The sequence below is a fragment of the Brevibacterium sp. SMBL_HHYL_HB1 genome (assembly GCF_018208375.1).
GTDB classification, from domain to species: domain Bacteria; phylum Actinomycetota; class Actinomycetes; order Actinomycetales; family Brevibacteriaceae; genus Brevibacterium; species Brevibacterium intestinavium.
In genome coordinates this window covers 3,522,275-3,543,469 of the sequence record NZ_CP062936.1, presented here as the reverse complement: position 1 = coordinate 3,543,469, position 21,195 = coordinate 3,522,275, and the positions used below count along the sequence as shown (strand labels likewise).

19 protein-coding genes are annotated in these 21,195 nt (G+C 67.2%); 12 read left to right on the top strand and 7 right to left on the bottom strand.

Annotated features, from left to right (window positions below; genetic code table 11):
• The first annotated feature begins 6 nt into the window (after positions 1-6).
• The 6 genes from IG171_RS16250 (at position 7) to IG171_RS16225 (ending at position 5,399) form a co-directional block, all read left to right on the top strand.
• Entirely contained in the window at positions 7-1,215 is a 1,209-nt protein-coding gene (locus IG171_RS16250) for a substrate-binding domain-containing protein (RefSeq protein WP_212128390.1), read from the top strand.
• A gap of 61 nt (positions 1,216-1,276) precedes the next feature.
• The gene (locus IG171_RS16245) at positions 1,277-2,221 is read left to right on the top strand and encodes a sugar phosphate isomerase/epimerase (protein WP_249203753.1); all 945 of its coding nucleotides are present in this window, start codon (positions 1,277-1,279) and stop codon (positions 2,219-2,221) included.
• The gene (locus IG171_RS16240) at positions 2,218-3,231 is read left to right on the top strand and encodes a sugar phosphate isomerase/epimerase (protein ID WP_212128388.1); all 1,014 of its coding nucleotides are present in this window, start codon (positions 2,218-2,220) and stop codon (positions 3,229-3,231) included. The genes IG171_RS16245 and IG171_RS16240 overlap by 4 nt, the downstream gene beginning before the upstream one ends.
• A gap of 99 nt (positions 3,232-3,330) precedes the next feature.
• Entirely contained in the window at positions 3,331-4,080 is a 750-nt protein-coding gene (locus tag IG171_RS16235) for a M50 family metallopeptidase (RefSeq protein WP_212128387.1), read from the top strand.
• Between the two features lie 121 nt (positions 4,081-4,201).
• A complete protein-coding gene (locus tag IG171_RS16230) occupies positions 4,202-4,879 on the top strand; it encodes an HAD family phosphatase (protein ID WP_212128386.1) in 678 nt (225 codons plus the stop codon).
• 46 nt (positions 4,880-4,925) lie between these two features.
• Complete coding sequence (locus tag IG171_RS16225) at positions 4,926-5,399, top strand: hypothetical protein (protein WP_212128385.1); 474 nt, start codon at positions 4,926-4,928, stop codon at positions 5,397-5,399.
• Between the two features lie 48 nt (positions 5,400-5,447).
• On the opposite strand, the gene IG171_RS16220 is transcribed toward IG171_RS16225, so the two are convergent.
• Positions 5,448-7,061, bottom strand: a complete 1,614-nt coding sequence (locus tag IG171_RS16220; protein ID WP_212128384.1) for a nucleobase:cation symporter-2 family protein — start codon at positions 7,059-7,061, stop codon at positions 5,448-5,450.
• 426 nt (positions 7,062-7,487) lie between these two features.
• Between IG171_RS16220 and IG171_RS16215 the strand changes: the two genes are divergently transcribed.
• Positions 7,488-8,915 (top strand): 8-oxoguanine deaminase, encoded by a 1,428-nt coding sequence (locus IG171_RS16215; protein ID WP_212128383.1) that lies wholly within the window; start codon positions 7,488-7,490, stop codon positions 8,913-8,915.
• 50 nt (positions 8,916-8,965) lie between these two features.
• Here the strand turns inward: IG171_RS16215 and IG171_RS16210 are convergent, their stop codons facing one another.
• Positions 8,966-9,448: a hypothetical protein gene (locus IG171_RS16210; protein ID WP_212128382.1), complete on the bottom strand. Its 483-nt coding sequence runs from the start codon at positions 9,446-9,448 to the stop codon at positions 8,966-8,968.
• Positions 9,449-9,593: 145 nt separating this feature from the next.
• Here IG171_RS16210 and IG171_RS16205 point away from each other — a divergent pair, with 145 nt between their 5' ends.
• Entirely contained in the window at positions 9,594-10,058 is a 465-nt protein-coding gene (locus IG171_RS16205; RefSeq protein ID WP_212128381.1) for a DUF2871 domain-containing protein, read from the top strand.
• A 190-nt stretch (positions 10,059-10,248) separates the two neighbouring features.
• Here the strand turns inward: IG171_RS16205 and IG171_RS16200 are convergent, their stop codons facing one another.
• The 4 genes from IG171_RS16200 to IG171_RS16185 form a co-directional block, all read right to left on the bottom strand.
• The gene (locus IG171_RS16200; RefSeq protein WP_212128380.1) at positions 10,249-11,064 is read right to left on the bottom strand and encodes a hypothetical protein; all 816 of its coding nucleotides are present in this window, start codon (positions 11,062-11,064) and stop codon (positions 10,249-10,251) included.
• Positions 11,061-11,792 (bottom strand): DUF6114 domain-containing protein, encoded by a 732-nt coding sequence (locus IG171_RS19175; protein ID WP_249203752.1) that lies wholly within the window; start codon positions 11,790-11,792, stop codon positions 11,061-11,063. The genes IG171_RS16200 and IG171_RS19175 overlap by 4 nt, the downstream gene beginning before the upstream one ends.
• Positions 11,792-12,406 carry a DUF6230 family protein gene (locus IG171_RS16190; protein WP_212128379.1) on the bottom strand — a complete coding sequence of 205 codons (615 nt, stop codon included), beginning with the start codon at positions 12,404-12,406 and terminating at the stop codon, positions 11,792-11,794. Before IG171_RS16190 ends, IG171_RS19175 begins: the two co-directional genes overlap by 1 nt.
• A 262-nt stretch (positions 12,407-12,668) precedes the next feature.
• Positions 12,669-13,625, bottom strand: coding sequence for a LysR family transcriptional regulator (locus IG171_RS16185; protein ID WP_212128378.1), 957 nt, complete (start codon positions 13,623-13,625; stop codon positions 12,669-12,671).
• A gap of 126 nt (positions 13,626-13,751) precedes the next feature.
• Between IG171_RS16185 and IG171_RS16180 the strand changes: the two genes are divergently transcribed.
• Positions 13,752-15,023 (top strand): M20 family metallo-hydrolase, encoded by a 1,272-nt coding sequence (locus IG171_RS16180; protein WP_212128377.1) that lies wholly within the window; start codon positions 13,752-13,754, stop codon positions 15,021-15,023.
• Positions 15,024-15,132: 109 nt separating this feature from the next.
• On the opposite strand, the gene IG171_RS16175 is transcribed toward IG171_RS16180, so the two are convergent.
• A complete protein-coding gene (locus IG171_RS16175; protein WP_212128376.1) occupies positions 15,133-15,774 on the bottom strand; it encodes a GntR family transcriptional regulator in 642 nt (213 codons plus the stop codon).
• Positions 15,775-15,910: 136 nt separating this feature from the next.
• Here IG171_RS16175 and IG171_RS16170 point away from each other — a divergent pair, with 136 nt between their 5' ends.
• The 3 genes from IG171_RS16170 (at position 15,911) to IG171_RS16160 (ending at position 21,059) form a co-directional block, all read left to right on the top strand.
• The gene (locus tag IG171_RS16170) at positions 15,911-16,927 is read left to right on the top strand and encodes a 1-aminocyclopropane-1-carboxylate deaminase (protein ID WP_212128375.1); all 1,017 of its coding nucleotides are present in this window, start codon (positions 15,911-15,913) and stop codon (positions 16,925-16,927) included.
• A 43-nt stretch (positions 16,928-16,970) separates the two neighbouring features.
• Positions 16,971-19,385, top strand: coding sequence for a pyruvate dehydrogenase (locus IG171_RS16165; RefSeq protein WP_212128374.1), 2,415 nt, complete (start codon positions 16,971-16,973; stop codon positions 19,383-19,385).
• 195 nt (positions 19,386-19,580) lie between these two features.
• Positions 19,581-21,059: a sodium:alanine symporter family protein gene (locus IG171_RS16160; RefSeq protein WP_212128373.1), complete on the top strand. Its 1,479-nt coding sequence runs from the start codon at positions 19,581-19,583 to the stop codon at positions 21,057-21,059.
• The last annotated feature ends 136 nt before the right edge of the window (positions 21,060-21,195 follow it).

The window sequence follows — 21,195 nt, the reverse complement described above, 5'->3', positions numbered from 1 at the left end:
TCAGCAATGAGAAGAGGACTCAGCAGCGCCATCGGGCTCGTCGGCGCGTCCGCGCTCATCGCCTTGGCCGGCTGCACGACCGATCCGTCCGTGCAGCCCTCGGGCGAAGGCGGAGGAGGTGAGGAGGAGTCGTCGCAGGAGTGGTTCGACCAGGAACTCTACGACACGCAGCTGGCGCAGCGCGACATCGATCCGCAAGGCCCTGAGGACAAACCGTATCTGCAGATGATCGACCCGGAGATGGTCGACACCTCGCAGTTCGAATCCGAGGGTGAGAAGAAGATGTGCTTCGCCAACGCATCGATCTCCAACCCCTGGCGCCAGACCGGGTGGATCACGATGAATGAGCAGCTCAAGGAGCTCAAGGACAACGGCGTCATCACGGAGATGGAGACCCGCGACGCCCAGGACAACGACGACACCCAGATCTCCGACATCGACTACTTCATCTCCGAGGGCGACTGCGACGGGTTCATCATCTCTCCGAACTCCACGGCCGCGATCACACCGGCCGTCGAGCGGGCATGTGAGACCGACAAGCCCGTCATCGTCTTCGACCGCGGCGTCGAGACCGACTGCGCGGTGACCTTCATCCACCCGATCGGCGGTTTCGCCTGGGGAATCGACTCTGCCGAGTTCCTCATCGACAACCTCTCCGACGGTGACAAGGTCGTGGCCCTGAGGATCCTGCCGGGAGTCGATGTGCTCGAACAGCGCTGGGCGGCCGCGGAGAAGCTCTTCGACGAGGCCGGCATCGACGTCGTCGACCACTTCACGGAAGGCGATCCGGCCACCATCAAGAAGGTCGTCTCCGACGAACTGGCCAAGTCCGATGTGCAGGGCATCTGGATGGACGCCGGTGACGGTGCGGTCTCGGCGATCGAAGCGTTCGAGGACGCCGGCAAGGACTACCCGGTGATGACCGGAGAGGACGAGCTGAGCTTCCTGCGCAAATGGGACGAGACGGGGATGACCGCCATCGCTCCCGTCTACACGAACTTCCAGTGGAGGACCCCGCTGCTGGCCGCGGAGATGATCTTCGAAGGTCAGGAGGTGCCCTCCGAATGGGTCCTGCCGCAGGATCCGATCACGGCCGATGAACTCGATGAGTATCTCGACCGCAACGAAGGCATGCCCGATGGCCACTACGCGAAGTTCGGCGGCGAAGACCTGCCGGGCTTCCCGGAGGTCTGGCAGGATCGGGTCATCCCCTGATCGAGTGGAGGGCCGAATCGAAGGGTCGGACCGAACGGCCGATCGAGTGAAGGGGGCAGCAGTGCGTGAGATCGGCGTCAACACGTGGGTGTGGGTGTCGCCGCTGACCGACGCCCGCCTCGGCGAACTGGCGGATCGGGCCCGAGGCTTCGGGTTCGATCTGCTGGAGCTGCCGGTGGAGCGTCTGCACGGATGGGACGCCGGAGCCGCCGCCGAGGCGCTGGCCGCGTCCGACATGGGCGCGCGGATCGTCGGGGCGATGGGGCCCGGTCGCGACCTCATCGATGAGACCGCGCGGGCGGATACGCAGGACTACCTGCGCCACTGCGTGGACGTGGCGGTTCGGATGGGATCGCCGACCGTGGCCGGACCGTTCACCGCCCGCACCGGCCGGGTGTGGAGAATGGACGCCGATGAGCGGGCCGGTGTGCTCGCGAGCCTGCGGGAGGCCCTGCGGCCGGTCGCAGGCTATGCGGCCGAGCGCGGGGTCGCACTGGCCGTGGAGCCGCTCAACCGCTATGAGACGAGCATCATCAACACCGTCGACCAGGCCCTCGAGGCCCTCGACCCGCTCCTGGGCGACGGGATCGGGCTGGCCCTGGACAGCTACCACCTCAACATCGAGGAGCGCTCGCCCGCCGCGGCCATCCGGGCGGCCGGGCCGCACCTGCGGGTGATGCAGGTCTGCGGCAACGACCGCGGGCCGGTCGGGGGAGACCACACCGATTGGAACGCGATCCTCGACGCCCTCGACGAGGTCTCCTATACGGGACCGCTGACGGTCGAGAGCTTCACCTCCGACAACGACACCATCGCCGTGGCCGCCTCGGTGTGGCGCCGACTGGCCGACAGTCAGGACGAGCTGGCGCGGGCCAGCGCCGAATTCCTCGGACAGCTGCAGCGACGACGGACCGGCGGGGCCGCTGCGGGCACACCGGCGGCTGCGGACACGCCGGCGGCTGCGGGTGCACCGGCGGCCGAACCATCAGCAAAGGAGCAGCAATGACAGACACCTCGCATCCCATCACCCTGTTCACGGGCCAATGGGCCGATCTGCCCTTCGAGGAGGTGGCCCGCCTGGCGGCCTCGTGGGGCTACGACGGACTCGAGATCGCCTGTTCCGGCGACCATCTCGATCTGGCCCGGGCCGACGAGGATCCGGACTACCTGCAGTCACGCCTGGACATCCTCGACCGCCACGGGCTCGGAGTGTGGGCGATCTCGAACCACCTAGCCGGTCAGGCCGTCTGCGACGACCCGATCGACTTCCGGCACCGCGCGATCGTCCGCGACTACGTGTGGGGCGACGGTGAGGCCGAGGGAGTGCGGCAGCGGGCCGCCGAGGACATGAAGCGGGCCGCCCGAGTGGCCCGTCGGCTCGGCGTGGACACCGTCGTCGGTTTCACCGGTTCGCAGATCTGGCCCTATGTGGCGATGTTCCCTCCGGTCCCCGCCGAGGTCATCGACGCCGGCTACGAGGACTTCGCCGAACGGTGGAATCCCATCCTCGACGTCTTCGATGACGAAGGGGTGCGATTCGCCCACGAGGTCCATCCCTCGGAGATCGCCTATGACCACTGGACGACAGTCCGGGCGCTCGAGGCCATCGATCACCGACAGGCGTTCGCGCTGAACTGGGATCCCAGTCACCTTCTGTGGCAGGGCATCGACACAGTCGGCTTCATCACCGACTTCGCCGACCGGATCGCTCATGTCGACTGCAAGGACACCCGGCTGCGTCCGCCCACCGGCCGCGCCGGGATCCTCGGTTCCCACCTGCCGTGGGGCGATCCGCGCCGGGGCTGGGACTTCGTGTCCACCGGGCACGGCGACATGCACTGGGAGGATGCGTTCCGTGCACTCGCCGCGATCGGCTACACCGGTCCCATCTCGATCGAATGGGAGGACGCCGGAATGGATCGGCTCCACGGCGCCGCCGAGGCGGTCGACCGGATCCGTCAGCTGCTGTGGAAGCGCCCGGAGGCCGCCTTCGACGCGGCGTTCGCGAATCAGTGAGGGTCCGTGCAGTGGTGCGCCCTGCGTTTTGCCGCGGTGCGGTGCTGCTGATGATCGCCTGAGGGTCTCGTTCAGGCTCCGTTCGTAGACTGAGCCGCTATGGACTTCAAGCAGGCAGCGGCGACGTGGTGGGATGCGATCACCTCGGGTTTCGGGCGGCAGGACGGACTGGAACTCGACGCCCTCGGACTCGTGTTCGTCATCGGTGTGCCCCTGATCGTGACGCTGGCGCCGGGCATCTGGCGCTTCTTCGGTCTCTACGTCACCTTCGTCCACGAGCTCGGCCACGCCTTCGCCGCCCTGACGACGGGGCGGGTGGTCAAGGGGATCTCCCTGAACTTCGACCATTCGGGGCAGATGAACTCCTTCGGCAGGGTCGGCTTCTCCGCCACCTGGGCCGGGTTCTGGGGATATCCGGCGCCGGGCCTGCTCGGTCTCGTCCTCATCACCTCGGCGGTCTTCGGCTGGGCACCCCTGGCCCTGTCGCTGGGAGCGCTGGTGCTGCTCGTGGCGCTCATCTTCATCCGGAACCTCGCGGGCGCGGTCATCGCCGTGGCCACGGCCGTCGTCGCCCAGCTGATCGTCGTGTTCCTGCCGCTCGAATGGATCTCGATCTTCGTCGCAGCCCTCGGCATGGGGCTGGTGATCGGCTCGCTCAAGGACCTCGTCAAGGTCATCCGCGTCCACACCCGGCGACGTCGCGTCCAGCAGTCCGACGCCTATATCCTCGCACAGGGCTCGCGGCTGCCCGCCGGGGCCTGGCTGACGCTGTTCGCATTCGTCATCATCGTCTGCGCGCTCGCCTCGGCGCGCGTCCTGTACTCGGCGGTGACGATCGGGCCGGTGTGAGCCCGGCAGTCGGCACGGCCGTGCGATCCGTCGATCGGACCGGTGCGATGCCGGTCGGGCCGGTGCGATGTCGGTCGGGCCGGTGCGATCCCGCGTCAGTGGCGGATGGCAGAATCGGACCATGGCTGCGCACCCGAAGTTCTCCGCGGTTCTGTTCGACTGCGATGGCGTCCTCGTGGACTCCGAGAGCATCACGAACGGTGTCCTGCATCAGATGCTGCGCGAACTCGGCTGGCAGCTGACCGCCGAGGAGTGCGTCGCGCGCTTCGTCGGCAAAATGCTCCGTGACGAAGCCGATGTCATCGAAGAGCACACCGGGTTCCGCATCGACGAGGAGTGGATGAACGCATTCCGACGCCGTCGCAATGCCGAACTCGAACTCAGTCTGCAGGCGATTCCGGGCGTCGTGGGCGCGGTGCGCCGGGTCGCCGAGCTCTACCCCGGTCGGATCGCCTGCGCCTCGGGCGCGGACCGTCCGAAGATCGAGCTCCAGCTGAAGAAGATCGGACTCTTCGACGTCTTCGGCGACCGCATCTTCTCCGGGATGGAGCAGCCGAACTCGAAGCCGGCCCCCGACGTCTATCTCTCCGCAGCCGAATTCCTGGGCGCCGACCCCGCCGAGGCGGCCGTGATCGAGGATTCGCCGACCGGAGTGATCGCCGGTGCCGCCGCACGGTCCCATGTGCTCGGCTTCTGCCCGGACTCTCCCGTGCACCAGAGTCCCGAAACGCTGCTGGCGGCCGGCGCCGCCGAGACCTTCGCCACGATGGACCGGCTGCCGGGACTGCTCGCGGAGTAAGGCCGCAGCCGAAGCCCTCGCCGGAGGGTGCTCGACCTGGTACCGGATGCTCACCGACCCGGCGACGGGCACCCCGATCGACGCGCGCTCGAAGAGCTACTACATCCCCGCTGACGTGCGCGCACCCCTGATCGGGAAATGGCAGTCATGCTCCACGCCGGGCTGCACCCGTCGGGCCGAGACCTCGGAGATCGACCACATCATCCCCTTCGACCACGATGTCGTGGTCGAGAGCCACCCGCCGGACAATCCGATCAACGCCGACCACGCACGGCAGGTGGACAGCTGTGCCCGGAGTCAGGATCCGACCGACCTCGCAGGGTCGGCCGCCGCCGTCGAAACCGCCGAGACAGCAGAAACCGCCGAGACCGACGGATCCGTCCTGCGCTTCACCTCGGAGTCCTGCGTGGAGGCCACCGGCAGTGAAGATCAGGAGACCCGTCGGTCTCGGCGGTCGAGGCGGGTGCAGGAGTCGATCTGGGATGTCTGCTGGGACCCCGACGAGCCTCCGCCGTTCTGAGCCCTCATCCGGACAGCCGACCCAGCGCCGCTGCGGTCCGGTCGGCGTCTAGGCCTCGGTGTCCTCTTCGATCATTCGGCGAATGTCCGCCTGGCTCTTGACCTCGCCCTTCTTGGCCGCCTCGACGACCTTTTCGTGCTGTTCCTCGGTGACGACGGGAATCTCCTCCCCGTTGCAGTCGATGATCTTGCCGTCCTTGACCGTGTCACCCTCGGTGAGGATGGCCTCATGGTCGATGAGGCGCTGCAGCTCCTCCTTGCGGATGACTCGGCCGGTGCCCGCGACGAAGACCGAGCGATCGGACCGATCCTTCGTCCGCGCACCGATGTGGTTGAACAGAAGGTTGAGCAGCACGGCCATGATCGTGGCCGAGGAGATCCCGGAGTGGAGGATGATGCCGACCCACGAGGGGAAGGACTCGTAGAAGTCGGGCTGGACGACCGGGATGATACCGAAGGCCAGCGAGACCGCGACGATGATCATGTTGAGGTTGCCCTCGTACTCGACCTTCGACAGGGTGCGGATGCCGGATGCGGCGACCGTGCCGAAGAGCACGATGCCCGCACCGCCGAGCACCGGCATGGGAATGGCGGCTACGACTCCGCCCATGACCGGCAGCAGACCGAGGACGACGAGGATCACACCGCCGGCGGTGACGACGAAGCGCGACTTCACACCGGTGATCGCCACCAGGCCGACGTTCTGAGCGAACGCCGACTGGGTGAAGGAGTTGAAGATCGGCGACACGGCGGAGGAGAGCATATCCGCACGCAGGCCCGAGGCGATGCGCTTCGAGTCGACCTTCGTGCGGGCGATCTCGCCGACGGCGATGATGTCCGCGGTGGTCTCGGCGAATGCGACGATGACGACGATGAACATCGAGATGATCGCCGCGGCCGAGAATGTTGGCATACCAAACGCAAACGGTTCGGGGAATGCGAAGATGCCGCGGTCGAGCACATGCGAGAAATCGGCCCAGCCGAAGATGAGGCAGCCGATGGTGCCGATCACGATGGCCAGCAGGATCGACAGGCGCGAGACCATGGCGACCGGGATGCGGCTGAGGATGAGGACGACGGCCAGAGTCGCCACGGTGATGAGGATGTTGCGGATGCTGCCGTAGTCTGCGGCCGACTCGTCACCGCCCATCGCCCAGCCTGCTGCCACCGGCATGAGCGACAGGCCGATCGTGGTGATGACGGTGCCGGTGACCACCGGCGGGAAGAACTTCACGATGAGCGCGAAGGCAGGGGCGACGATCAGTCCGATCGTCGAGGCGACGAGGACTGCGCCGAAGACCTCGGGCAGACCGTCACCGCCGGCGAGGATCGACGTCATCGTCGCCACACCGGCGAAGGACACCCCCTGGACCAGCGGCAGCTGCGAACCGAAGAAGGGCACGCCCACCGTCTGCAGGATGGTCGCCAGCCCGCCCATGAACAGACAGGAGGCGATGAGCACACTGATGCCGCCGTCATCGAGTCCGGCGGCCTTGCCGATGATGAGGGGTACGGCGATGATGCCGCCGTACATGGTCAGCACATGCTGCAGACCATAGGCGAACGAGCTGCCGAGCGGCAGTCGCTCGTCCTCGGGTCTCTGCGGCTTTCTGCCGCGTTCCGAGGCCCGGTCATTCTTCGGTGAGTGTTCGGATACCGACATCTATCTCTCCATTGAGTTCGTCCCCGAGCGATGACTGCTCTGCTCTTGCCGGCATTGTTGCACAAGCTCTCCGGTGAGCGGGAGTCGAGGCGACCGAGGAATCGGTTTAAGGCTTCCAATATGCGAAATATGATTTCCTTATCGTAAAATCTTAAAGGAATACCATTTGGCTCGCAAGAAGTTTTCGTGACTTGAGCCACGTGATAGAGTCCATATCCATCGGTGCGCTCGCATCGGCCCCTTACCGAGCGGTCATTGAGTTCAATGATCGCCGGCCATCTTACAGCCGGCGTGAACGGTCCGCACAGTCGGATCGACGCGTCACCGGACGGCGGAGCAGCAGACGCCGAAAAACCTGAGCTGGTGGCGTCGGCACCAGCGCTGTCGCCACTGACAACCGTGATTCGAGATCAGGGAGGCGACCAGATGCCCCAGGAACAGCGCTCACATCGATTCCAGCCAAGCGCGCGGAGGCTGTGGCTGCGCGATCCGCTCGCCGTCCACCTCGGCGCCGGTGCGAAACAGGACCGGGCGGAGCGCGGAATCGTCATCGACCGGGATACCGGGACCATCGTCGAACTCGTCCCTGCCGGCGGCGAACCTGCGGGGGGAGCGGGATCCGTCGCCGAGGTCGTCGATGCCTCCGCGCACGTGATCACACCGGGGCTGATCAACACCCATCATCACTTCTACCAAACCCTCACCCGCGCCTGGGCGCCCGTGGCGGACCTGCCGCTGTTCGGCTGGCTGCGGACTCTCTATCCGGTGTGGGCCCGACTGACTCCGCGCGCACTCGAGCTCGCCACGACGGTCGCGATGGCCGAGCTGCTCGAATCCGGGTGCACGACGGCCGCCGACCACCACTACCTGTTCCCGACCGGTTTGGACGAGGCCATCGATATCCAGGTCGACGTCGTCCGCGCACTGGGCATGCGGGCGATGCTCACCCGCGGATCGATGTCGCTGGGGGAGAAGGACGGAGGCCTGCCGCCCCAGCAGACCGTGCAGGACGCCGAGGTGATCCTCGCCGACTCCCGACGGCTCGTCGAGGCCTACCATGAGCGCGGTGCCGGAGCCCAGGTCCAGATCGCCTTCGCCCCCTGCTCCCCGTTCTCGGTGACCACCGAACTCATGCGCGAGAGCGCGGACCTGGCCGCTGAGCTCGACGTCCGCCTGCACACCCACTTGGCCGAGACCATCGATGAGGAGGACTTCTGCCGGCAGCGGTTCGGACTGCGCACGGTGGACTACCTCGAGTCCGTCGGTTGGCTGGGCGACCGGGCCTGGCTGGCCCACGGGGTCCACTTCGACGAGGACGAGATCCACCGCCTCGGCGCCGCCGGTGCCGCAGTGGCCCACTGCCCGACGTCGAACATGCGCTTGGCCTCGGGCATCGCCCGCGCCGTCGAACTCGAGGATGCGGGCGTGACCATCGGCCTCGGCGTCGACGGTTCGGCGTCGAACGATGCCTCGAACCTCATCCGCGAGGTCAGACAGGCCCTCTACCTCCAACGCCTGCGCTACGGGGCGGACATCGTCACCTGCGATCGGGTCCTCGACTGGGCGACCACGGGTTCGGCGGCGGCTCTGGGCCGAGACGACATCGGAGCCATCGAGGTCGGCAGGCAGGCCGACCTGGCGATGTTCCGCCTCGACGGGCTGTCCTTCTCCGGCTCGCACGATCCGATTCCCGCCCTCGTCCTCTGCGGCGCGGAGAAGGCCGATCGGGTGATGGTCGCCGGCCGGTGGAGGGTCATCGACGGCCGCGCTCTTGGCGCGGACGGAGCCGAACTCGACAAGGAGGCCCTCATCGCCGCCCATCAGGAGGAGGCGCGCCGCCTCGTCGTTGGGTGAGGCCACCTCGGCGCCGGGTGAGGGAGAACGTCGGATGAGGGACGGGGCCGTCACTCCGGCTTCCGGAACACCTCGCGCATGTGATCGCCGGTGAGGAAGTCGCCGACGCCGATCATCACGAGGCTGAAGACGATCTGCTCGGTGATCATCCACACCGGATAGAGGCCGGGGATCGCTGCCATGACGAGGGTGATGACGGGGAAGATCTGGGTGAACAGGCGCAGGCGCTGGTAGCCCCAGTAGAAGCCCTTGGTCGCGCGCCAGAAGAAGTAGAACAGGGTGGCGGTCATGCCGAGGACGACGACCGTGCGCATCCACGCGGCGAAGGGCACGGGCTCGCCGGCTCGGGCGATGACGATCGCGTAGACGACGGCACCGAGACCGAGCGCGAGTTCGAAGACGAGCAGCCAGCTGATCCAAGCGAAGGCCCGTTTCGTCTTCGGCAGCTCCAGCCCGGCCGAGGGGACGAGGATTCCGGCCTTGCTGCCTCCGGCGAGGCGGTCGATCCGTGAGAACAGCTTCTCCATTGCCATGGCTTCAGGCTAACTCCGTCGAGCCCCTCCGGCCCGCGGAAACGGGGCCTGTCGAGGTGTGAGGACGAACATCAATCGAAAGTTGGGTCCGGACTTCAATCCTGTGGGTCAGGAAAGCGCTCGCCGCGGGTGATGAGCTTGAACCATGAAGAAGATATTCAACGCGGCATTCGCCTACATGATCATCGGTGTCCTCGCGGGACTGTTCTATCGGGAGTTCACCAAGGCCAACGACTTCCCCGAAGGGCAGTTCACGCAGCTCGCGGTCGTCCACACCCACCTGCTGACTCTCGGCTTCATCGTCCTGCTCCTCGTCCTGGCCCTGGACAAGGTGTTCGGACTGTCCGGAACGAAGCTCTTCTCGTGGTTCTTCATCACCTACAACGCCGGTCTCGTCCTCACCGTCGGGATGATGGTCTGGCACGGTTCGCTGACCGTGCTCGGCCAGGAGTCCAACGCCATGATCGCCGGCATCGCGGGACTCGGCCACATCGCGCTGTCGGTCAGTCTCGTCCTGTTCTTCCTCGCCCTGCGGAAGCGGGTCGTGACCGATGGGAGTGCGACCGGGTCGGCTGCGGGAGGCCCGCACACCGAGGCGACTGCCGTGTGAGCGGTCGCTTCCGAGCTCGTTCAAGGCCCAGCGCATTCATCGAACGGTGCGCGATTCGAATGGTGCGCTGGGCCCTGAACGAGGGCAGGGGGGTCGCTCTCCCGGCCGGTTGCTGCGCATCTGGTGACGAGGGAGCGAAGACGAGAGAAGGCCGCGGGTTCTCACCCGCGGCCTCCGTACTCAGAGCTCTTCATGCCTCCTTGAGCTTCTGATCCGTATTCGTGTAGTTGATCGAATCGGCGGTGGTGCCGACCAGGCCCATCGTGACCCGGAGCAGCCCCGGTTCGACGTCGTCCATCGGTGGCGGCGTCTCCGGACCCAGGGTCAGCGAGTCCCCGTCCTTCGTCGTGGCGGTGATCGAACCGATGTAGACCGTGACATCGCCCTTCAGGGTCATCGTGTCGGCCTCGGTCACCAGCCCGTGGTCCTCATCGGGCGGACGCACGGTCAGCGAGAACCCGGAGATCTTGATCTCGTCGGCCTGGATCTTCAGCGTGACGACCGATCCGCCGTCAGCCGTGGGAACGGAGACGAACGAGATGCCGCTCAGACCCTCGAACGACAGCGACTCCGAGCCCATGGCCGCCGGATGCTCCGTGAAGATCGGCGCGTTCTCATCACGCTGTGCGTCCTCCGGGAATTCGCCGTTGGTCTCCTCGGGCGGCTCATCACTGGGTTCGTCGGTGTCCAGCCCGCCGGGGGAGGTGGGCTCCGGCGACTCCGGATCCGTCGGCTCATCGCTCGGCTCCTCTGACGGCTCATCCGTCGGTGACGGTTCGTCCGTGGGTGACGGCGAAGGCTCCTCCGTCGGCTTCGTGGGCACGTCCGGCGACACCGTCGCTGCCGGCCCGCTGCCGGTCGCGGGACCATCCGATTCGTCGCAACCGGTCAGCGAGCACAGCGGAGACGAGTGGGCGGCCGTCACCGTTGTTGCCCCCAGGGTCGAAGGAACGATGAGGGCAGCTGCCGCCAGGAGTGATGCCGTGCGGCGGCTGGGCGCCCTCATGCAGAGTCCTCTTCGCCTGCCGGTTTCGACTCTCCTCTCCGCTCGGCAGCCGGTGCCCGAGCGTGAGAGGCATCGGAGGCTGGATCGCGCGGCCCCATCCAGGCGACCACGAGGATCGCCCCGATGGTGGACAGCAGCATGCCGAGGAGGAACCCGCCGAGGTTGACCCCGATGAGCGAATAGACCGCGAGGACGAGCGCGATGATCCCGTAGAAGATGTGGTGCGTCGGCCTGAAGATCACAGAGATCCCGAGCGCGAGGAGCGCGATCGGAATGATCGTGGCCTGCAGCCCTTCGATGCCGAACTGGATCTGCAGATTGCCCATGTCCAGCTGGCCGGAGAAGAAGAGCTCGATCCCACCGAGAGCCATCAGCACCCCGCCGATGAAGGGACGCTGCCGCCGCCAGTGCTTGAAGCGACGGCGCTTGCCGCCGCGGTCGGCCGCCTCAGTGGCCGTGGAGTCGACCGCCGCGGAGTCGGCGGGCGCAGCCGCGGCATCGGACGCTGCGGTATCGGACGCCGTCGAGTCGAACTCGGCGGTCTCGTCTTCCTCGGCTGCCATGGCATCGAACTCGGCCGTCTCGGCATCGGACTCGCGGTGCTTCCGCTGCTCACTGGCACGACGGCTGCGCCGTGACAGCGCCAGCAGGCTGGTCCGCTCCGCAGTGGCCTCCTGCTCGGGACCGCGTTCGCCGGTCGTGTGCATGTCGGCTGCTGTCTCCCTCATCAGAAGCACGTCTCGGATCCGTCAGTGAGCTTCAGCGACATGTCCTTGAGGGTGAAGACCGAAGCGGTCGTGCTCCACGAATCCTGCTCGAGGTCCTTGATCGAGATCGTGTCCGAGTCCTGGGCGAAGTCGCCCTTGGAGCCCTTGGACTTGGTGTTGACGTCGGAGGCGTCGACACCGATGCGGATGTTCTCGAACTCGGCGTCGCCCTTGAGCCCGGTCATGCCGATCTTCAGGTCCTTCGCCGAGGCCGGCTCTCCCTCGCCGCCGGCCTTGATGAGGACGCCCACCTTGCCCACAGGGGTCTCGGTGACTGCCGACTGGCAGAGGTTCTCGAGCGTGGCGTCCTTGATGTTGGCGGTCACCACGGAGTGCTTGCCGCCCTCGGCGTCCTTGGCGATCCCGCTGTACTGGGAGAATCCGGTCCCTTCCAGCTGCGATGAGGTGATCTGGAACTGCGTGCCCGAGACTGCGAACGAGACCGGCACCGCCCCCTGAGCGACCCCGCCCATGAGCATGGCCGACACGACACCGGTGGGTACCGCCACCAGTGCGATGCGGCCGGCGTGGGATGAGCAGAGCCTGCGGATGAGACTGGGATTCCGGAACTTCATTGATCCTCCTCGGACGCCGGCACCTGTGCCGACGTCACTCGTGTGACGTAAGTTACTACGGGGTGTTACTAGACGGTATCGCGCCCGAAGTTTTCGCGTCAACACATTTTCCCGATGTCGTTTCGACGCCGTTGTGCTCGGAACCTTACTCCTCTTCGACAGAAGACGCCTTGTCGTCATCGACGCTCGGGAATCATTCCTGGTCACAGCGTGGACGTGGATTCTTCGACGCCTCCGGTCGACTCGGACGAGGCGTCCTGGGTCAGGGGCGAAAGAATTTCGCTCTCAGCGCGTCGCGCAGGGCGATGATGCGCGGAGTGCGTGCACTGCCTCGGCGAATGGCCGTGGAGATGCGTCGATTCGCCGGTTCGGGCAGGCGACCGATCGCGACCTCGGTCGGCTCGGTTCCCGTGCTCATCGCCGCCGCGTGCAGCGCGAGTCGGGGCACCAGCGCCGAGGCGAGTCCTGAGGCGACGAGCCGGACGAGGAAGACGACATCAGAGGATTCGGTGGTCACATCCGGCTCGAAGCCTGCCCGTCGGCACTCTGCCCGCGACCAGTGTCCGGCATGGGTGTCGGCGGGTTCCATGGCCCACGAATGGTGGGCGCACTCGGCCAGCGAGGGACCGGATGCGGCGAGCTCCCGGCCTGCGGCGGGCGTGATCAGGCAGAGCTCATCGTCACCGAGGGTCTCGGTCTCGACACCTTCTGCCCGACGCGCCGGCCGGGAGGGATAGTTCTCCTCGATGACGAGATCGAAATCGCGGGAGAGCAGGGACGGGATCCCGTCTTCGGCCCTGATGTGGGTCGTCTCGACCGTGAGATCGGGATGATCGCGGTTCAGGCGCGCCAGCGCACCGGGAACGATCGTGTGCAGAGCGGTCTGGAAGGCAGCGATGCGCACCGTGCCGGACACCTCGTGCCGAGCCGCGGCGATCTCCGCCTCTGCGGCTTCGAGCTCACTGAGGACCGCCTCGGTGCGGGTGACGAGGATCAGGGCCTCTTCGGTCAGGCGGACGCCGCGGCCCACGCGTTCGAGCAGGGGAGCCCCGACCTCGGCTTCCAAGGCCTTGAGCTGGTGCGAGACCGAGGACGGGTCCTGTCCCAGAGCGGCCGCGGCCGCGGCCAGGCTTCCCCGAGTGCTGACCTCTCGCAGGAGGCGAAGCCGTTTGAGGCTGTACATCGATCCCCGATTCCACGACATTCCGCGACGATTCATGAGTAGATTTCATGAGTAGTAGTGGGGAACAGTCTATCGATCTCATGGGTTGCGGGCCATAGTCTCGATTCGAGCGCAAGTGAACGGCTGCGCCATCGACAACAGCGCACAGTGAGAGGACCCCTGATGAGTGTCACCGATACGACCCCGGAACTGACCATCGACGCAGATCGCCTGTGGAGCGATCTCATGGAGCTCGCCGCGATCGGCGCCTATGACGATGAGGCGACCGGCCTCGTCGGTGTCAACCGCCAGTCGCTGACAGATGAGGACCGGGCCGGTCGCGAACTGCTGCTTTCGTGGATGGAGGAGCTCGACCTCGGGATCACCGTCGATGAGATGGGCACGATCTTCGGACGCAGAGAAGGGCAGGATCCCGAACTCGCCCCGGTCCTCATCGGCTCGCACATCGACACCGTGGCCACCGCCGGTGCCTTCGACGGGTGCCTCGGCGTCCTCGGCGGGCTCGCCGTCCTCCGGTCCTTCGACGAGGCGGGGCTGCGTCCCCGCCGTCCGATCGTCGTCGCGGCCTGGACGGAGGAGGAGGGAGTCCGGTTCGGCACGGACATGCTCGGCTCCGCGGTGGCCGCCGGACGGCTGAGTCTCGACCATGCCTATGGGCTCACCGATGCCGAGGGCCACCGGCTCGGCGACGAGCTCGAGCGCATCGGGTTCAAGGGTGAGCGCCCGGTCCGCCTCGACCCGCCGCACGCCTACCTCGAATGCCATATCGAGCAGGGGCCCGTGCTGGCCCAGGAGGACCGGCAGATCGGCGTCGTCACCGGCGTCCAGTCGATCTCCTGGCAGAAGGTCACCCTCCACGGCCGCGCCGCCCATGCCGGCACCACCCCCACCGAGCTGCGCATCGACGCGGGGCTGGCCGCCGCGCAGATCATCGTCGAGGTCCGTCGCATGGTCGATTCGGGTGCCTACGGGCGCCTGCGCGCGACCGTCGGGCACATCGAGGCCTCACCGGGCCTGCCCAGCGTCGTGCCCGATCGGGCCGAGATCACCGTCGACCTGCGCAATCCCGATGACGAGGACATGGCCCGTGCCGAGGCGGATCTCGCGGAATTCCTCGACCGGCTGCCGACGAGTCAGCCAGGACTGCGGGTCGAGACCGCGCAGATGGCCAGGACGAAGGCCGTGCCCTTCAGCGAGGCGGTGCAGGACACCATCGAGACCGCGGCCAAGGATCGCGGGTACGACTCGATGCGGATCATGTCCGGAGCCGGACACGATGCCCAGGAGATGGCCGCGATCGCCCCGGCGGCCATGGTCTTCGTCCGCGGGCAGCACCAGGGGATCAGTCACAACCCGCGCGAGTACTCGACTCCCGAGGACTGCGCGGCCGGGATCGAGGTGCTCGCCTCGGCGGTGAAGGAGCTGAGCGCCTGAGGAATCCGCAGCCGCACCGGGGTGTCGGGACCCATCGTCAGGAGGGGCCCATCAGATGGCGTCAGGAGGGGCCCATCAGGTGGGACGCCTCGTCAAGCAGGAAGCGGGTTCACCCGGCGAGGGCCGTCCAGTTCTGCCGCGTCAGCTCCGCAGCCCGGTCGCGGTCGTCGGAGCGCACGGCGGCGATGATCTCCACGTGCTGATCGGGGGAGGCGGAGCCCTTGACCGAATCGAAGTGCAGATACTCGGTGCGTCGCAGGGTGGCCGTGACGACCTCGAGGTGATCGGGGATGAGGGGGTTGCCGCTGCGGGCCAGGGCCACCTTGTGGAAGTCGTCATCGGCGGTGATGGCCGCCTCGGCGTCCCCGGATTTCAGGGCGCTCCGCAGGCGGGAGTTCGCCGCCTCCATCTCGTTGGCCGCGGTCTCGTCGAGGCGGGGGAAGGCGAGATCCATGGCCAGGGCATGGAGTTCGGCGGCGATCTGGCGGGCGCTGCGGATGAGTTCGGGATTCTCCGGAGCCACACGGGTCATCCTCCCCGGCTGAGCGACGACGAGCCCGGCCTGCGCCAGACGCTGCAACGCCTCCCTCACGGGGGTGCGCGAGACCTGCAGCCACTCGCCGAGCTCCTGGTCCCGCAGCTGCTCACCGGGGGCCAGCTGCCCGCGGACGATGGCATCGCGGATCGAGCGATAGACATCATCGCGAAGCAGGGTGCGGTGCGGGACCGGGGTATCGGTCGGAATCGGCATGCTTCGGTCCCTCTCCTCTCAGCGTGGTCCCGACGTTCGGGACGCGGTGTCGAACCCATTGTAGTCCTGACCGGTATGTAATATATTGCATACCGCAGGGTGTGATCCAGCACATATCGAGAGAACAGAGGACCCCATGGCCATCACGGACTTCGAGCGCTACCCGCTCACCTTCGGACCCAGCCCCGTGCACGCACTGGAGCGACTGAGCGAGACCCTCGGCGGGGCCCGGGTGTGGGCCAAGCGCGAGGACGTCAACTCCGGTCTCGCCTTCGGTGGGAACAAGACGCGCAAGCTCGAGTACATCGTTCCCGACATCCTCGCCTCGGGCGCGGACACCCTCGTCTCGATCGGCGGCTACCAGTCCAACCACACCCGCCAGGTCGCGGCTGTGGCCGCCCACCTCGGTCTCAAGGCCCGCCTCGTGCAGGAGCGCTGGGTCGATTGGGATGATCCGGGCAACGACAAGGTCGGCAATATCGAGCTCTCGCGCATCATGGGCGCCGATGTCCGTCTCAATTCGGCGGGCTTCGACATCGGCATCCGCTCGAGCTGGGAGAACGCCCTGGCCGAGGTCGAGGAGGCCGGAGGGAAGCCGTACCCGATCCCGGCCGGAGCCTCGGAGCACAAGTTCGGAGGCCTCGGATTTGCGAACTGGGCGTATGAAGTCGCCGAGCAGGAGAGGGAGCTCGGCGTCTTCTTCGACACCATCGTCGTGTGCACGGTGACGGGATCGACCCACGCGGGAATGATCGCCGGCTTCGCCGCCCTCGAGGCCGCCGGGGGCCGACCCCGCAAGGTCATCGGCATCGACGCCTCAGCAACGCCGGAGAAGACGCACGCGCAGGTCAAGCGGATCGCGAACACCACCGCCGAGCACATCGGGCTCGGCCGCGAGATCACCGACGCCGAGGTCGACATCCGCTCCGGCTGGGCAGGCCCGGCCTACGGAATCCCCGAGGAGTCGACGGTCGAGGCCATCCGCACCACCGCACGGCTCGAGGGCGTCATCCTCGACCCCGTCTACGAGGGCAAGTCGATGGCCGGACTGCTCGACCTCGTCGGCAACGGCGCCATCGAACGGGACTCCACGGTCCTCTACGCCCACCTCGGCGGACAGCTGGCGCTCAACGCCTACAGCTCGATCTTCTGAGACCCGAACCGAGAGCCCGAACGAAGAGCAAGGACCGAAGAGGATGAACGCCCAGCCCGCCCATGATGAAGAGCTCCACCAGTTCGAAACATCGACCCAGGTCAGCCCGCCCGGACGGAACGACCGTCCGCTGCGGGCCTCGGCCTCGGGCACGGACGAGGTCCTCGACGAGATCGCGCAGCGGGTGCTGTGGTTGGCGACGTCGATCATCGACCGAGCCAACCGCGGCCGGACGAACCCGGACGGGGTCAAGGTCGGAGGGCACCAGTCGTCCTCGGCCTCGATGACCGGGATCATGACCGCCCTGTGGTTTTCGACTCTGCGCTCGATCGACCGGGTCTCGGTCAAACCCCACGCCTCGCCGGTGCTCCACGCGATCAACTACCTGCTCGGAGACCTCGACGTCGCCCACCTCGACACGCTGCGCTCGTACGGCGGCCTCCAGCCCTACCCGTCCCGGACGAAGGATCCGGACACCGTCGACTTCTCCACCGGTTCGGTGGGCATCGGCGCGACCGCCCCGATCTGGGCCGCACTGTCCCACCGCTACGTCTCCGACCGCTTCCCCGAGACACCTCGGGCCGGGCGCTTCTACTCCCTGCTCGGCGATGCGGAGATGGACGAGGGAGCCGTGTGGGAGGCGATCATCGATCCGGAGGTGCGCACGCTCGGCGAGATCGTGTGGATCGTCGACCTCAACCGGCAGTCGCTCGACCGAGTCATCCCCGATGTGCAGATCAAGCGCCTCCAGGGCATGTTCGAAGCCGCCGGCTGGCAGGTGCTCACATGCCCCTGGGGACGCCGGCTCGAAGCGGTCTTCGCCGCCCCCGGCGGGCAGGCGCTGAAGGACCGGCTCGTGAAGATGCCCAACCCCGAGTACCAGCGGCTGCTGCGCGCCCACCCGAGCGAGGTCCACGACCGTCTGCTCGCCGGCCTGTCCGAGACCGAGGCGGCCGGGCTGCGGGCCGTCATCGACGATTTCGACGCCGATGCGCTGGCCAGCCTCATCCGCGACCTCGGCGGCCACGACCTCGGCCAGCTCATCTCGACGTTCGAGGCCATCGACGACTCCCGGCCGAGCGTCGTCTTCGCCTATACGATCAAGGGCAAGGGGCTGGCCACCGAGGGGCACCCGGGCAACCACGCCGCCCAGCTGACCGAAGCGCAGATGCGCGACCTCGCCGCCGCCTCGGGCACGGATCTCGAGGATCCCTGGGCCGCCTTCGACCCCGACACCGCGGCGGGCAGGCTGTGTGCCGAGACCGCGCAGCGCCTGCGGCGGGACGGTCACGAGACCCACACCGTCGCCGAGGTGCCCGCCGAGCTCGGCTTCACCCCGAAGGCCGTGATCTCCACCCAGGCGGCGCTGGGCCGGTTCCTGTCCGATCTCAAGCACGTCGCCCCCGAGGTGGCCCGCCGGGTCGTGACCGTCTCACCGGACGTGGCGACGTCGACCAACCTCGGCGGGTGGATCAACAAGACCGGGATCTGGTCGCCGGCCGGGCGCGAGGACTGGTTCTCCGACGATCGGGAGCGGGTGCTGCGCTGGCAGGAGGGGGCCGGCGGTCAGCACATCGAACTCGGCATCGCCGAGATCAACCTCGTGTCGCTGGCCAGCGAGCTCGGCTCGACCGGTTCGCGATGGGGCCAGCCGCTGCTGCCGATCGCGACGATCTACGATCCGTTCATCAACCGTGCGCTCGAGCCGTGGACCTTCAGCCTCTACGCCGGGGGACGATCGATCATGGTCGGCACTCCCTCCGGAGTGACGCTGGCCCCCGAGGGCGGGGCGCATCAGTCCTTCAACACACCCTCGGTGACCCTCGAGATCCCGGGCCTGACCAGCTGGGAGCCGGCCTTCGCCCAGGACCTCGAATGGACGCTGCTCGAGGCCCTGCGCGAACTCGCCGACCCGGACGGCGAATCCGCCTACTTCCGGCTGACGACGCGACCGGTTGAGCAGGAGCTGGCCGCGGTTCCGGCCGACGGTCTGCTGCGCGCCCGACGCCGTGAGCAGGTCATCGCCGGCGGCTACCGGCTGTCCGCCCGCCCGGCCGCAGACGACGAGGTCACGCTCGTCGGCGCGGGAGCGATCATGACCGAGGTCATCGAGGCCGCGGCCCGGCTCGAGTCCCTCGGGGTGCGGGCGGGCATCGTGTGCCTGAGCTCGCCGGCGAAGATCTTCCGGGCCGTCCAGGAGCGGTCGAAGGTGAGCGCGAGCAGCCGTTCGGCCATCGCCGACGAGCTGTTCCCCGCCGCCCATCCGGCCCCGCTGGTGACCGTGCTCGACGGTCACCCGCACACTCTGGCCTTCCTCGCCGGGGTCCGCGGCGACCGCATCCGCAACCTCGGTGTCAGCGATTTCGGTCAGGCTTCCTCGGTGAGTCAGGCCCATGCCATCCACGGCATCGACGCGGCCTCGATCGTCGGCAGCGCCCTCGACCTCGTGGGACGCTGAGACCCTGCTCGGAGCAGCGGCGGAGAGCGCGGACGAGGGTCCGTGAAACCGCGGACGAGGGGTCGCTGAACGCGCGCACGACAGGCGCAGTATGAATGTGGTTCTTTCAGGGTATTCATGGGGTACAGTCAGAAAACGTTCCGAACAATGATCTGAGTCACGTCGTAGCCGACGTTGGAAAGTGAAGTGACGTCTATGGATGCTGTCGCCGAATTCTTCGATACGATCAGCGGATTCGTCTGGGGTCCGTTCCTGCTCATCCCCCTGCTGCTGGGCACCGGACTCTACCTGACGATCCGGCTCGGGGGTCTGCAGTTCACCAAGCTGCTGCCCGCGCTGAGCCTGGGCCTGCTCAAGCGCAAGGACGCCGGATCCGAGGGCGACATCTCGCAGTTCCAGGCGCTGACGACGGCGCTGGCTGCGACCGTCGGCACCGGCAACATCGTCGGCGTGGCCACCGCCATCGGCGTCGGCGGCCCCGGAGCGCTGTTCTGGATGTGGATGACCGGTCTGCTCGGCATGGTGACGAAGTACGCGGAGGGATTCCTCGCGGTGCGCTTCCGCCGCACGGACGAGGCCGGTGAGAAGTCCGGCGGACCCCAGTTCTACCTCGAGCACGGAATCAAGGGGCCGCTGGGCAAGGTGCTCGGCCTCATGTTCGCGATCTTCGCCGTCCTCGCGTGCTTCGGCATCGGCAATATGACCCAGGGCAACTCGATCGCGGCCAACGTCGAGTCGAGCTGGTCGATCCCGGCCTGGATCACCGGGGCGGTGCTCACGGTGCTCACCCTCGTCGTGCTCATCGGCGGCATCAAGTCGATCGGGCGGGTCACGGCCGGACTGGTCCCGATCATGATCGTCTTCTACGTCCTCGGCGCCATCTACATCCTCATCGCGAACCTCGACGTCCTGCCGTCGGCCTTCGCGCAGATCTTCACCGAGGCATTCACCGGCACCTCCGCCGTCGGCGGCTTCGCCGGATCGGCGATCATCGTCGTCGTCCAGATGGGCGTGGCCCGCGGCCTGTTCTCGAACGAGTCGGGCCTCGGTTCGGCACCGATCGCAGCCGCCGCCGCCCAGACCACCCACCCCGTCCGTCAGGGCCTGGTGTCGATGACGCAGACATTCATCGACACGATCATCGTCGTCAGCTTCACCGGACTGACGATCATCGCCACCGGCACCTGGAACGAGGTCGACCCGGCCACCGGTGAGCAGATCAGCGCGGCGCTGATGACCGGCGAGGCCTTCTCGCACGGGCTGCCGGGCGAGTGGGGCCACTGGGTGGTCACCATCGGCATCGTCCTCTTCGCCTTCTCCACGCTGCTCGGCTGGTCCTACTACGGCGACCGGAACGTCGAGCGCCTCGTCGGACGTCGCGGCGTGCTGCCGTTCCGGATCATCTTCTCCCTCGTCGTGTTCATCGGCTGCACCACCGAACTCGAACCGATCTGGAACTTCTCGGACGTGATGAACGGACTCATGGCGCTGCCGAACCTGCTGGGCATCCTCATCCTCTCCGGTCTCATCGCCCGGGAGACGAAGCACTACCTCAAGCACGATCCGCACCTGCGCGCGGACAAGGACACGATCGAGTCCTTCATGATCGACCAGCCCGGCTGGTCGGAGTGGAAGGCCGGCGACGAGGTCGGCTCCTCCCGTCGCTTCGACTGAGCCCGGCAGCCGAGACGGCTGTGCGGAAACCGTTGTCACTGGTTCGGAATCCGCACAGCCTCGGCGGTGGCTCCGAGGCCGACTCGAGACTGAGGATTCCCCCAGGTTCCGGCCCTTGTTGCATACGTCACGGATT

What these genes read in the sequence shown, in the direction of transcription:
- IG171_RS16250 (WP_212128390.1), top strand. Translation starts at nt 7, where the DNA reads ATGAGAAGAGGACTCAGCAGCGCCATCGGGCTCGTCGGCGCGTCCGCG.
- IG171_RS16240 (WP_212128388.1), top strand. Translation starts at nt 2,218, where the DNA reads ATGACAGACACCTCGCATCCCATCACCCTGTTCACGGGCCAATGGGCC.
- IG171_RS16235 (WP_212128387.1), top strand. Translation starts at nt 3,331, where the DNA reads ATGGACTTCAAGCAGGCAGCGGCGACGTGGTGGGATGCGATCACCTCG.
- IG171_RS16230 (WP_212128386.1), top strand. Translation starts at nt 4,202, where the DNA reads ATGGCTGCGCACCCGAAGTTCTCCGCGGTTCTGTTCGACTGCGATGGC.
- IG171_RS16225 (WP_212128385.1), top strand. Translation starts at nt 4,926, where the DNA reads ATGCTCACCGACCCGGCGACGGGCACCCCGATCGACGCGCGCTCGAAG.
- IG171_RS16220 (WP_212128384.1), bottom strand. Translation starts at nt 7,061, where the DNA reads ATGTCGGTATCCGAACACTCACCGAAGAATGACCGGGCCTCGGAACGC.
- IG171_RS16215 (WP_212128383.1), top strand. Translation starts at nt 7,488, where the DNA reads ATGCCCCAGGAACAGCGCTCACATCGATTCCAGCCAAGCGCGCGGAGG.
- IG171_RS16210 (WP_212128382.1), bottom strand. Translation starts at nt 9,448, where the DNA reads ATGGCAATGGAGAAGCTGTTCTCACGGATCGACCGCCTCGCCGGAGGC.
- IG171_RS16205 (WP_212128381.1), top strand. Translation starts at nt 9,594, where the DNA reads ATGAAGAAGATATTCAACGCGGCATTCGCCTACATGATCATCGGTGTC.
- IG171_RS16200 (WP_212128380.1), bottom strand. Translation starts at nt 11,064, where the DNA reads ATGAGGGCGCCCAGCCGCCGCACGGCATCACTCCTGGCGGCAGCTGCC.
- IG171_RS19175 (WP_249203752.1), bottom strand. Translation starts at nt 11,792, where the DNA reads ATGAGGGAGACAGCAGCCGACATGCACACGACCGGCGAACGCGGTCCC.
- IG171_RS16190 (WP_212128379.1), bottom strand. Translation starts at nt 12,406, where the DNA reads ATGAAGTTCCGGAATCCCAGTCTCATCCGCAGGCTCTGCTCATCCCAC.
- IG171_RS16185 (WP_212128378.1), bottom strand. Translation starts at nt 13,625, where the DNA reads ATGAATCGTCGCGGAATGTCGTGGAATCGGGGATCGATGTACAGCCTC.
- IG171_RS16180 (WP_212128377.1), top strand. Translation starts at nt 13,752, where the DNA reads ATGAGTGTCACCGATACGACCCCGGAACTGACCATCGACGCAGATCGC.
- IG171_RS16175 (WP_212128376.1), bottom strand. Translation starts at nt 15,774, where the DNA reads ATGCCGATTCCGACCGATACCCCGGTCCCGCACCGCACCCTGCTTCGC.
- IG171_RS16170 (WP_212128375.1), top strand. Translation starts at nt 15,911, where the DNA reads ATGGCCATCACGGACTTCGAGCGCTACCCGCTCACCTTCGGACCCAGC.
- IG171_RS16165 (WP_212128374.1), top strand. Translation starts at nt 16,971, where the DNA reads ATGAACGCCCAGCCCGCCCATGATGAAGAGCTCCACCAGTTCGAAACA.
- IG171_RS16160 (WP_212128373.1), top strand. Translation starts at nt 19,581, where the DNA reads ATGGATGCTGTCGCCGAATTCTTCGATACGATCAGCGGATTCGTCTGG.